Origin of the sequence: Phormidium sp. FACHB-1136, assembly GCF_014697375.1 — a bacterium.
Lineage (GTDB): Bacteria > Cyanobacteriota > Cyanobacteriia > Phormidesmidales > Phormidesmidaceae > Nodosilinea.
The window spans coordinates 1-10,821 of record NZ_JACJRS010000136.1 but is presented as its reverse complement, the minus strand read 5'-3'; the positions used below and the strand labels follow the sequence as shown (position 1 = coordinate 10,821).

Annotated in this window: 12 protein-coding genes, 1 tRNA gene, 1 pseudogene and 1 riboswitch; of the genes and pseudogenes, 7 read left to right on the top strand and 7 right to left on the bottom strand. The window is 57.6% G+C overall.

Translation table 11 applies throughout. From position 1 onward, the window contains the following. Positions 1-210: pseudogene (locus H6G62_RS24285) on the bottom strand (IS4 family transposase); the annotation flags it as partial. An 87-nt stretch (positions 211-297) separates the two neighbouring features. Here H6G62_RS24285 and H6G62_RS24280 point away from each other — a divergent pair. Then, complete coding sequence (locus H6G62_RS24280; RefSeq protein ID WP_242052259.1) at positions 298-855, top strand: ISAs1 family transposase; 558 nt, start codon at positions 298-300, stop codon at positions 853-855. Positions 856-970: 115 nt separating this feature from the next. Here H6G62_RS24280 and H6G62_RS24275 read toward each other — a convergent pair whose 3' ends face one another. The 3 genes from H6G62_RS24275 to H6G62_RS24265 all read right to left on the bottom strand — a co-directional run bounded on the left by H6G62_RS24275 (position 971) and on the right by H6G62_RS24265 (position 3,994). Further along, on the bottom strand, positions 971-2,080 hold the full coding sequence (locus H6G62_RS24275) for a MarR family winged helix-turn-helix transcriptional regulator (RefSeq protein ID WP_190500006.1): 1,110 nt from the start codon (positions 2,078-2,080) through the stop codon (positions 971-973). A gap of 43 nt (positions 2,081-2,123) precedes the next feature. Next, the gene (locus H6G62_RS24270) at positions 2,124-3,128 is read right to left on the bottom strand and encodes a hypothetical protein (RefSeq protein ID WP_199325214.1); all 1,005 of its coding nucleotides are present in this window, start codon (positions 3,126-3,128) and stop codon (positions 2,124-2,126) included. A 188-nt stretch (positions 3,129-3,316) separates the two neighbouring features. Continuing rightward, positions 3,317-3,994 (bottom strand): Npun_F0813 family protein, encoded by a 678-nt coding sequence (locus H6G62_RS24265; protein ID WP_190500012.1) that lies wholly within the window; start codon positions 3,992-3,994, stop codon positions 3,317-3,319. Positions 3,995-4,339: 345 nt separating this feature from the next. On the opposite strand from H6G62_RS24265, the gene H6G62_RS24260 reads away from it, so the two are divergent. Together H6G62_RS24260 and H6G62_RS24255 are read left to right on the top strand one after the other, a co-directional pair. Beyond that, a tRNA-Arg gene (locus tag H6G62_RS24260) sits at positions 4,340-4,412 on the top strand. A gap of 31 nt (positions 4,413-4,443) precedes the next feature. Beyond that, complete coding sequence (locus H6G62_RS24255) at positions 4,444-4,587, top strand: hypothetical protein (RefSeq protein WP_190500004.1); 144 nt, start codon at positions 4,444-4,446, stop codon at positions 4,585-4,587. Here H6G62_RS24255 and H6G62_RS24250 read toward each other — a convergent pair. Next, entirely contained in the window at positions 4,584-4,982 is a 399-nt protein-coding gene (locus tag H6G62_RS24250) for a hypothetical protein (RefSeq protein ID WP_190500002.1), read from the bottom strand. The genes H6G62_RS24255 and H6G62_RS24250 overlap by 4 nt on opposite strands. Before the next feature lie 144 nt (positions 4,983-5,126). Further along, positions 5,127-5,639, bottom strand: coding sequence for a pentapeptide repeat-containing protein (locus H6G62_RS24245; protein ID WP_190499999.1), 513 nt, complete (start codon positions 5,637-5,639; stop codon positions 5,127-5,129). Between the two features lie 476 nt (positions 5,640-6,115). Here H6G62_RS24245 and H6G62_RS24240 point away from each other — a divergent pair, with 476 nt between their 5' ends. From H6G62_RS24240 to H6G62_RS24225, 4 genes are all read left to right on the top strand, one after another. Next, positions 6,116-6,397, top strand: a complete 282-nt coding sequence (locus H6G62_RS24240; protein WP_190499997.1) for a hypothetical protein — start codon at positions 6,116-6,118, stop codon at positions 6,395-6,397. A 146-nt stretch (positions 6,398-6,543) separates the two neighbouring features. Continuing rightward, entirely contained in the window at positions 6,544-7,845 is a 1,302-nt protein-coding gene (gene ruvB, locus H6G62_RS24235; RefSeq protein WP_199325213.1) for a Holliday junction branch migration DNA helicase RuvB, read from the top strand. Positions 7,846-7,922: 77 nt separating this feature from the next. After that, complete coding sequence (locus H6G62_RS24230; RefSeq protein ID WP_242052258.1) at positions 7,923-8,588, top strand: TVP38/TMEM64 family protein; 666 nt, start codon at positions 7,923-7,925, stop codon at positions 8,586-8,588. A 43-nt stretch (positions 8,589-8,631) separates the two neighbouring features. Beyond that, positions 8,632-8,793, top strand: coding sequence for a hypothetical protein (locus H6G62_RS24225; protein WP_190500017.1), 162 nt, complete (start codon positions 8,632-8,634; stop codon positions 8,791-8,793). A gap of 127 nt (positions 8,794-8,920) precedes the next feature. Here the strand turns inward: H6G62_RS24225 and thiC are convergent, their stop codons facing one another. Beyond that, positions 8,921-10,291 (bottom strand): phosphomethylpyrimidine synthase, encoded by a 1,371-nt coding sequence (gene thiC, locus H6G62_RS24220; RefSeq protein WP_190499994.1) that lies wholly within the window; start codon positions 10,289-10,291, stop codon positions 8,921-8,923. 250 nt (positions 10,292-10,541) lie between these two features. Further along, positions 10,542-10,637: riboswitch (TPP riboswitch) on the bottom strand. Positions 10,638-10,821: the final 184 nt, after the last annotated feature.

Here is a 10,821-nt window from a genome sequence, read left to right as displayed (position 1 = left end):
CAGCTTCACACTCAATTGGGGCAAGATTAAAAACCGCTGCAAGTTTCGTTTGCGACTCGAATACTGAATCGGTTGGGGAAAGACACTGGCCAACACCGACAGCTTTACCTGGCGATGGACTTGTAACAAATATAACAACAGTTGCAGCGTCAAATACTGCTGGGTCTTGAGATGAGCTTGGAGGGTCGTTTGGTAGAATGTAGGTAATATCATTTGCTTAGGGGGGCTGCCAAAGCCCCCTATTTTTTCGTCCCTGACATTCTCTCAAAGCCTTGTCCAGATTGATATTGAACTCCCTTGTCACCCGCTAAGGTTGAAACCATCGTGACCGCCCATCAGCACTATCTGCTGCCCGTCAAAGGCAATCGCCCCCACGCCCACGCCGCCCTTGAGGGCATCGCCACCACCGTCCCCCCGCAGGACGAGGCCACCGAGGTGGATACCTCCCATGGTCGCTCGGTTCAACGACAGGCCCAGGTCTTCCCACCCACCCCGGCCTTACAGGCCCAGTGGCCCGGTCTCGCCTGGGTCGGGGTGGTTCACCGCTGCGGCGAACGCGACCAGAAACCCTTTTCCAAAACGGTCTACTACCTCGACAGTGCCCCCTGGACGGCCACTGACCTCCTCCACGTCAGTCAACAGCATTGGCAGATTGAGAACGGCTTGCACTGGGTCAAAGATGTCACCTTTGAGGAGGATTACCCACCCCGCCGGGGCGGCCATGCCCCCGTCACCTGGAGTATTTTCAACACCTTTGCCATTACCCTGGCCCGACGACAAGGCTGGCGAACCGTGCCCCAAGCCCTCAGAGATTGGGCCAACCGGATCCATTACATTTTTTCTTTATTGGTATGAAACCACCCTGCTTCTCCTTCAGGGAGAAGGGGGATGGCCTCCTCGCCTGCTGATACCGTGGGTAAGCAAGCCGGATTTAGGATAGGCGTTGCTGAAGTCACCCAGGCGCAACGCTCTAGGGGGCGACTTCAGCGACTTCTTCGCGTTTATCCTCTAGGGCAAACACATGGCCATCGATTAACAGGCGGGTGATGCCCTTGGCCTGGAGGTAGGGGCGCGTCGTTTGCAACAGGTTGCCATCGGGAACTTTGATCACCCGTTGGTTGCGACGGGAAAAGCGCCGTGCCACACGATGGTTGTCAAACACAGGCAGGGTGCGATGGTCGCCCTCTTCTTCAGGGATTTGGCCCAGGCTGGCAAAGCTCTTGAGCGGCAGCACCACCAGTTCTGACGACACTCGCTCCACCACCAGATAGCACTGGGGGGGGATATCGCTGGGGGTGAGGGGGTTGATTTCAACCGCCTCTAGGTGGGGGGTCAGATCCGACGTATCTCCGTCCCAGGCGTCATCCTCTTCGTCGTCCTCTTCCTCTTCACCGTAGTCGTCATCTAGGGCGGTGGTGGTGTCTTCCCAATCCTCATGGTCGCTGGGATCATCGGCCTTGGCGACGGCAGCGGCCTTCTTACTCATGGGCTTAATTGGCCCTGGAGGGGAGCTACGGACGGGATCAGGGGAGGGTTCGCTCAAATCCTCATTTGGCCCATCGGTGGCGAGGGCGAGTTGGGTAGCCTCAGCGGGGTCGCTATCGTCCTGGCGAGAACGAGCACGTCGCCGCCGAGAGCTACCCTGGCTAGGCTGGGAATCCGCTGGAGCATCCGATGGGTTGTCCTGGGCCGTCGGGGCTGCGGGCAGAGCGGAAGACTCCACGGCAGGTTCAGACGCAGGCTCAGACTGAGGGGTGACAACCCGCTTCTTCAGAATGGGTGGAGCCTTAGCCACGTCTGGTTGGCTGGGAGAACCTTCGGCGGCGGGGGCCACAACATCAGAGATGGCGGGGGGCGCAGTGGCGATCTCTAAAGACCCCGGATCGCGATCCCCCGATCCTCGCTTCTGCTGAATCAGATTTTTGTACTCTGTTTCGGGCAGACTGGCCTTCAGCATGCGGCTAATGGTGCTATTGCTCACCCCGTAGCGTTCCGCCAAGGTGGAGGTGGTTTCTTCCGGTTGGCGATATAGCCCCAAAATAGCGACTTTGTCGGCCTCGGTTAGCTTTTTGGGTGCCATAGATGGATTCTCGCAATCATGCCATTTAATATCTTAAGCCGCGCTACCCCCTTCGGCGGCGAGAACTACGGCGAGAATTTACAGAAACCGCGTGTTCCACCACGGCCCCCAGCCAGAAAAAGACCGCCGCCAGGGTCCAAAACACCTCCCACACGGCGCTGCCTTCCAGGTAGGTATCGGTGCTCCCGGCATAGAGGAAGAACATATCCGCGATGTAGAGAAAGAACGCCGCCACCGCAATCAGTTTCCAGGACTGGGAAAATCGCCCGCCCCAAAAGGCCACCAGCAGGGTACCCGCAATAATTAGCAGCACAATGTCCCAAACCAGGTAGAGGAATTTCACAATATCCGCAAAGGGTTTTAGGAGGTCATCAATGGCCATCGCCCAACCAGGGGCGGAGGACGGCGCTTCGACCACCGGAGCCGCGACCGGGGCCGGATCAACGGGAGCCGGAGCCGCAACCGGGGGCGTGGGAGCCTGGGCCAGGAGATACGTGCTAGGGGCTGAAGGGGTGGCCTCCAGGGGTAGGAGTTCAGCGTTGGCGGCTTGCAGGCTAACAAACACAGAGAGCAAAATCCCGGCGAGGCCAATCCCCATCACGATTAGCCATTGGGATAGCTCTAGGTTAAGCCGCCGAGGCAGCACCGCCTGGAACATCCCAACCGAGAGAAACACATAGCTGAGGATGTAGAAAAAGTCGCCAAAGGAAACCGCTGGGTCTAACCCCCAGGCATTGCCCCACAGGAAGAAGAACACATTGCCGAAGACATACATCAACAGCCCCAGGCCAATCCAAAACCAAACCGTACGCCCACTGACGATTTGGGGACTGCGCCAATTGCGAAAACAAAGCAGCGCGGCAATGAGAAAAGCCCCCGTTTCTAGGAGGCTAATCCCCAACACAAACCATGCCGCTGGTTCATTGCCACCGGAGGGAACAAACAACAGCGAGAAGAGAAGACTGAAGACACCCCAGGCAATGCCCGCCCCCATGAGCACCGGGGTTGAGAGGAGGGATTTGGAGGAAGGAGTTGATGGCTGGCTCAACGGTACGCTCCTGGGGTGACGACACAACACAGTGATCAGTGGCCTCGCCGTTGCACCCGTTTGGATTGAAGTTAGCGACACCCCTGAACGCCTGAATTGTAGCGACTTCAAGGCAAAAAAATCGGGGGCAGCTGATTATTTTTTCAATCTGGAGGGAAACGCAACACTTTTTAATGGCATCGCCCCCCTTAGATCCACACCTTGCCCGTAGGGGAATTTTTGAGCCAGTTCCGAAATTCCTGTTGCTCAGCCTTCGGCAAATCCTCTATCGCTTCTAAGCATCGGGCCGCAAAGGTGTTGTTGCCAAAGAAATTTCTACCCATGTGGTGGGTCGCTTCTAGCAGACGATGGAGGTGATGTTCTGCCCAGGGTGGCAGGGAGGACATGGCCAGCGGATCCACCGTCAGCAGTTGCTTAACCGCCTGGGGAGTCCCGGTTTGGGGAAATTTCCACTGGGTAAACACGGTACTAATTTGCGACTCAAACTGACGCGCCTGCTTTGGCCCCAGCAAGTCCTCCACATCCATATACAACACCTGCACCAAGATCAGACAAGCCTTGATGTAGACGGGGCTGGCCGCTGCCACCGCCGCTCCACCGCCATGGCCATCCTCCTCATCCGGTTGGTCAAGCCGAATTTTGCCCCAAATGCTGAAGCGCTCCGGTTCCTCCAGCAACACACAGGCTTTGCCCCGGTTATCGGTGAGATCCCGCCAGAGGGCACGGGCATCCTCTTCCTGGGAAGCGTTAAACACACTCAGCAGCCGAAAGGTTTGCCCTTGATAGGTCAGAATGGGAATCGGCTGATCTTTACCGGGATATTGCATCGTCTTGATGTCAACATCCTGCCGCTTGAGGATAAACATATCGTGGCCTGCTGGTGTCTGGCGAGAGGAAAAGACCTTGCAGTAGGCGGCGGTAGATGGCAGCACAAAGCCTGAAAAAACCTGTAACTGTCAATGATCCACCCTGAGTACTGCCCTGGGATAACCGCAAAAAAGGTCATCCATATCTGGATGCCTTATTGTAGCGGCCCTTAGCGAGATAGCATCATGCTGTCTCCGTGGGTGTCCCTGGGTCTATAGTTAGGCTACCCCAGCCGCCGAAGAAGCATACAATTCTCGCGGATTTTGCGGAAGCGCTGCAAGAGACTGGGCGTCCTCGCTTAAAATGAGTAAGCATTCGCCCTATCGTTTCGTCCCAAAATCTAGGGGCCATTAGCTCAGTGGATAGAGCAACCGCCTTCTAAGCGGTCGGTCGCTGGTTCGAGCCCAGCATGGCCCGTTTTTTGTATATCAACGGTTACAGCTAAGTTGTGGCTACTCTAGTTAAGGCCAGCCCTGGGCTCCGTGGCCTCAAGGTGTACTCAATACCTAGCACCTACCGGGGTGGCCACCAGCCCGAATCATGGGGCGTGAACGTCGATGCCGTGGCCCGTGATCGCCCCTTGTCCTCCTAGTCGGTGCTGGTGTTGTTGCGGTTCAGGCGCTTTCTCGCCAAATCCCTGAGCACGACGGCCCAATCGGGGCGCATTTGCTCGATGATCAGCATGGCTGGAGTGTTCTGGGATACCCAAGGGTTGTTGGCCTTCAGTCCTTCCAAGTCCATGGCATAGCCGAGGCGGTGAAGGGATTCGATCTGCTGCTGCTGCCGGATTTGGTTGGGGTGCAGTTCTGGCAGGATGTTTCTGAGATCGGAAACGACCGGGCGGGAGGGACTATGTTTTTGTTGATATTCTGCGAGGGCATCGGCTAAGGCAGGCGACCGGAGCCGGATTTCGGAGTGATCCCTGGCCGAAAGGCGGACGTTTTTAAGGCGGTTAAAAAAATCAGCTTCGTAGTTTGATAAACGCATGGATATTACCCCCTACGCCCATCCTAGTCTGTTGCTGAGGACACTGATCGAGATTGTGTGGTTATGTTCATGAACAGGCCGTCGATGGAGAATATTCCCGGTTATCCCCCCGGTTGGGCGAGGATGGGCAGGATTAGGGAGCCGTTAGAGACTGTTGCGCAGGGTGCCGTCGGGCATCACGGTTTCATGCCATTTCACGCCTGTGAGGTCGGATCCGTTGAGGTTGGCCCCTCGCAGGTTGGCGTGGCGCAGGTTAGCCCAGTAGAGGTTGGTGTGGCTGAGGTCGGTATCGCTGAGGTTGGCTCCCTCCAGGTTGGCATGGCTGAGGTCGCTGTGGGCCAGGGTGGCTTTGCGGAGATCCGCATTGACCAGGGTGGCTCGGTGGCATTGGGTGCGGCGCAGGTCGGCCTCAATCAGCACCGCCTCGGCCAGGGAGGCTTCGCGCAGGTCGCTGTGGGTGAGTACCGATTGGTAGCCGTTGATGTGGGTGAGATCGGCCTTGCTGAGGTTGGCCTTGCTGAGGTTGGCCCGCCGAATATCCACATCGGCCAAGTGGGCACCCCTCAAGTCCAAGCCCTGCAAGTCTAGCCCATGCAGATCTCGCGCCCCAGCCTGGTAATACCGTTGGATTAGCTCTTGTAGTGTTGTGGATACCATGGGGACTCTCCTTTGCCAGCCGGGGCGATTGCCAATGGCCCCCGGATCAGACCCCATCTCGGCGCGACGGGATCGATCTCCATGGAGGCTCCATTTGCAATATGCCCTAAATGGGCTAACGATTCGCAGTTTCCCTCGGTTTTAGGGAAATTCTTAGGGAAGTTCTTATACTCAATCCGGCTCGTTTGTCCCCGGTATCAGCGGGCGAAGAGACCTCGCCCCTAGGGTTTGCTAGGCTGGGAACCGGGGTTATTGAATTCGGATTTGGTATTAGGACGAGTTTAGCAACGTTCTGGGTAGCCGTGTCCTCGGTGGCCGTGTCCTCGGTGGAACGGGTCTTGGAGTCCGCGTCGTGATATCGAGCCAAGTCCTGAACTCAGACCTGACTTTTTCAGAAGTTTCTCCCCTCGTCAGGGTTGATGGGGGCAGTCATGCTAGGGGATATCCGCAACTATCGATTGCTCTAGTGCGTCTTGATGACTTACCTAATTGCCCTGGAGCAGGTCTATCTACCCCTCCTACCCTTGGTGCAACCTATGACGGTCTCTCCCTTTCACCCCCCCGGCCTATACTGCCCCTGTTGTGGCAAATACACGGTGGTGGAGTATAAACCAACGGTGTACCACTGCCTGAACTGCGACTTTGAGAAGGATCTCAGCCGCACCGCTCGGTCTGGGCTGTCGGATGTGCTGCAAATGCTAACAGGGGCCATCGGCACACTATTGCTGGCTGTCCTGCTCCTACAGATGGGCCGATAGGAACCCCAAAGATAGTGTGCCTGACCCAACGCCCTAAGCCCCCCTGGCAGGGCGGGGAAGGTACGGTGGCGGGGATAGTTATAGTGCATGTGCACCAAACTTTCGCCCCAACGTATGATAGGGGAACCGCTGCGAGTGGGTTTTCCATGGCCATTGTTTCCTCTCACCAGCCCGATCCTGCCAACCCAACCCATTCAGCGGCCCAGGGGTCGCGTCGGGGCAAGGCTAGGGCGAAAACCGAAACCACCTCATCTACTCCGTCGTCCACTGAAGCACCCCCAACGACGGTGGATGGGGTGGTGCAGCCGTCCCTGCCGATACTTGCTGCGGAACCAGCGAATACAGCAGCCCCCCCGTTAACGGGTGAACCAACAGCTAGAACCACGGCTGATTTATCATCGACGGATCATCCCAACGACTCTTCCTTGGTGAAGGGAGGGGCCACCCAGGGCAGCGAGGCCACGGCCCCAGAGGAGCGGCTCCGACCCCAGCGGTTGCAGGACTACATTGGTCAATCGGCCCTGAAGGAGGTGCTAGACATTGCCATCAAAGCGGCCAAGTCTCGCCAGGAGCCGCTGGATCACCTGCTGCTCTATGGCCCGCCGGGATTGGGTAAAACCACCATGGCGTTGATTTTGGCCCAGGAAATGGGGGTGGAATGCAAAATCACCACCGCCCCCGCCCTCGAACGTCCCCGCGACATTGCCGGACTCTTGGTCAACCTCAAACCAGGGGATGTGCTGTTCATCGACGAAATCCATCGCCTACCCAGGGTGACCGAGGAAATTCTGTATCCCGCCATGGAGGATGCCCGCCTCGACATCACGATTGGCAAGGGGCAGTCGGCCCGCACCCGTAGCATTCCCCTCTGTGCCTTTACCCTCGTTGGAGCCACCACGCGAGTAGGGGCGCTCACCTCTCCACTGCGGGATCGTTTTGGCCTCATTCAACGGCTCCGGTTCTACGACATCGACGAACTGACCCAAATTGTGCAACGCACCGCCGATGTATTGAGCACCCCCATCGAAACCGCCGGAGCCGCTGAAATTGCCCGCCGTGCCAGGGGCACCCCCCGCATTGCCAACCGCCTCCTGCGCCGGGTACGCGACTATATGGAAGTGAAGGCCAAAGGCCCAATCACCGAAGCCATGGCCGCTGAGGCGCTAGAACTGTTCAACGTCGATCCCTGTGGCCTAGACTGGACGGATCGGCGGCTGATGTCGGTGATGATTGAAAATTTTGGCGGTGGGCCTGTGGGGTTGGACACCATGGCCGCTGCCACTGGGGAAGATTCCCAAACCATTGAAGAGGTCTACGAACCCTACCTCATGCAGATCGGCTACCTGCAACGCACCCCCCGAGGCCGAGTGGTGACCGCTGCGGCTCGCCGCCACCTGGGCTACGATGAAGGCCCCCCCGCCCCCGGCAGCCAAATGAGTTTAATCTAATCCCAGGGTGCCATGATGGGATAGATCAGAGTTCTTCTGGGGGATCTAAACCAATGGTTGGGTTGGGTTTAAGTAGCATGGCATGGATCCTGACGATAGCCCTAGCCCTGCCCCAAGGGGGCGGGTTTCATCCCCAAGCTTGGCTGCTGGGTGCCCTAGGTTGGATCGATAGCCTGGGCGTGGTGGGAGGCTTAGCCTTTATCGCCATTTACATCATGGCAACGGTAGCTTTCCTACCTGGGTCAATTCTCACCCTGGGGGCAGGGGTGATCTTTGGCGTGGTCATGGGGTCGGTCTATGTGTTTGTGGGGGCCACCCTGGGGGCGATTGCCGCCTTTTTGGTGGGGCGCTACCTGGCCCGCGACTGGGTCAGCCGCAAAATTGAGGGCAAGCCTAGCTTCAGCGCCATTGATCAAGCCGTAGCCGAAGAGGGCTTCAAAATTGTGCTGCTCACCCGGCTTTCCCCGGTGTTTCCCTTCAATTTGCTGAACTACGCCTTTGGCCTCACGGGGGTTTCCCTGAAAAACTATGCCCTTGCCTCGGTCGGGATGATTCCCGGCACCCTCATGTATGTCTACCTGGGTTCCCTGGCTGGCGATTTAGCCCGATTGGGCACCGAAACCACCGCCGCCAACCCCGTGGCCCAGTGGGCCATTCGCCTGATTGGCTTTGTGGCCACCGTAGCCGTGACGCTATATGTGACGCGGTTGGCCCGCCAAGCCCTAAATGCCAAGGTGGGATAGGGGATAGATCCTCATGCGAAGGAGGACTTCAAAGCCCCTGGAATTGAGCAATTCGGCCATTGAGATCGGGCGCGTTGTGAATCCCATGGCCATGGCCGGGGTGATTGCCGACTACATTGCCGATCAAACTGGGCTTCAGCAGGCCGAACGCTTTCTCTCAAGGCTCGATGCCGAATTTGCCAGAATCCCTCCATACCAGCGCTGATTGCCATCAAACGCTGATACCGTGGGTAAGTAAGCCGGATTGAGTATCAGTCCCCAGGATTTCGGTAGTGACAACACCCCCATGGGTCTTGATCCCGCCAGAACCCTGGGAACATCGAGCCTACGGCCTACACGCTGGCGACTTCCTTAGCTAGGAACTTCTCCAGTTCGGTCAAAGCATCGGCATCCACCTTGGTCTGCATGGGGCAGAATTTGGGGCCACACATGGAGCAAAACTCGGCGGTTTTGTAGATGTCGGCGGGCAGGGTTTCGTCGTGGTATTCCTTAGCCCGTTCGGGGTCGAGGGACAGATCGAACTGTTTGTTCCAGTCGAAGTTGTAGCGGGCGTGGGACATTTGGTCATCCCGCTCCCTGGCACCGGGACGATGGCGGGCAATGTCGGCGGCGTGGGCGGCAATCTTGTAGGCGATCAAGCCCTGGCGCACGTCTTCGGCATTGGGCAGGCCCAGGTGTTCCTTGGGGGTCACGTAGCAGAGCATAGCGGCACCGCTCCAGCCAGCCAGGGCGGCACCAATGGCGGAACTGATGTGGTCATAGCCAGCGGCGATGTCCGTCACCAGGGGGCCGAGGACGTAGAAGGGCGCTTCGGAGCATTCGTCCATCTGCTTTTTGACGTTGTAGTCGATCTGATCCATGGGCACATGGCCGGGGCCTTCCACCATCACCTGGACATCGTGTGCCCAGGCGCGGCGGGTGAGGTCGCCGAGGGTCTTCAGTTCGGCCAGTTGGGCGGCATCGGTGGCATCGTGCAAACAGCCGGGACGCAGGGAGTCGCCCAGGCTGAAGGACACATCGTAGCGCTTAAAGATTTCGATAATGTCGTCGAAGTGGGTATACAGCGGGTTTTGCTTATGGTGGTGCAGCATCCAGCGGGCCAGGATGCCGCCGCCGCGAGAGACGATGCCCGTAATCCGATCCCGCACCAGGGGCAGGTGTTCGATCAAAATGCCAGCGTGGATGGTTTGGTAATCCACCCCCTGCTGGGCGTGCTTTTCGATGATGTGCAAAAAGTCATCGGCGGTCAGGTTTTCAATGGTGCCGTGGACGCTTTCTAGGGCTTGGTACACGGGCACCGTGCCGATGGGGATGGGCGAAGCGTTGATAATGGCGGTGCGGATGGCATCCAAATCGCCGCCCCCGGTGGAGAGATCCATCAGCGTATCGGCCCCGTATTTGACGGCGAGATGCAGCTTAGCCACTTCTTCGTTGATATCCGACGAATTGGGCGAGGCTCCAATGTTGGCGTTTACTTTACACTTCGAGGCAATGCCAATCGCCATCGGCTCCAAATTGGGGTGGTTGATGTTGGCGGGAATAATCATCCGCCCCCGCGCCACCTCATCGCGAATCAGACCCTCCGGCAGGTTTTCCCGCTTCGCCACGTAGGCCATTTCCTCGGTGATCATGCCCTGGCGAGCATAGTGCATTTGGGACACATTGGCGTGACCCTGGCGCTTGGCAATCCATTCCGTTCTCATGGTGAACCTCTATGAAAGATGCAGCGCTAGAGGAGATAGGTACGACAGAAAAGGTTGAATCTCAACAACGTGCAGCAATGAGGGGGCGGCAAACGATGAAAGTGCTATTTCAGCGATGACAATTAGGCCATCACGGCACCGGAATTGTCTGCCATTGAACCCAAGGATAACCCTCAGCCAACCGCCAAGGAGTCACCACCGATGCCCAGCCCTAGACCAGACATAATCTGCCTTCGTCGTTGCGATCTGATGACCTCAAGCAACGCTTCCCTCCGCTGGTATCAACCAGGTCAGGTTCTGAGGGTATGATCTCAGTCCGATATCTCGGACACCCCTAGCTTGGGTGTATCCTACCACCGATATCGGGCGTTATACCAATAAAAAATGAAGTTGAGCATAATTTAGGCTGATTTCTGGAATTCAGCTTGGAGTAGGGCATCGAGAATGAAGTCATAGCCCGTGATGGACTGCACTTGTTCTGGCGTCAGACGGGCGAGTTCTTGGTCAACCCGCTGTTGAAGGGCCTCCAG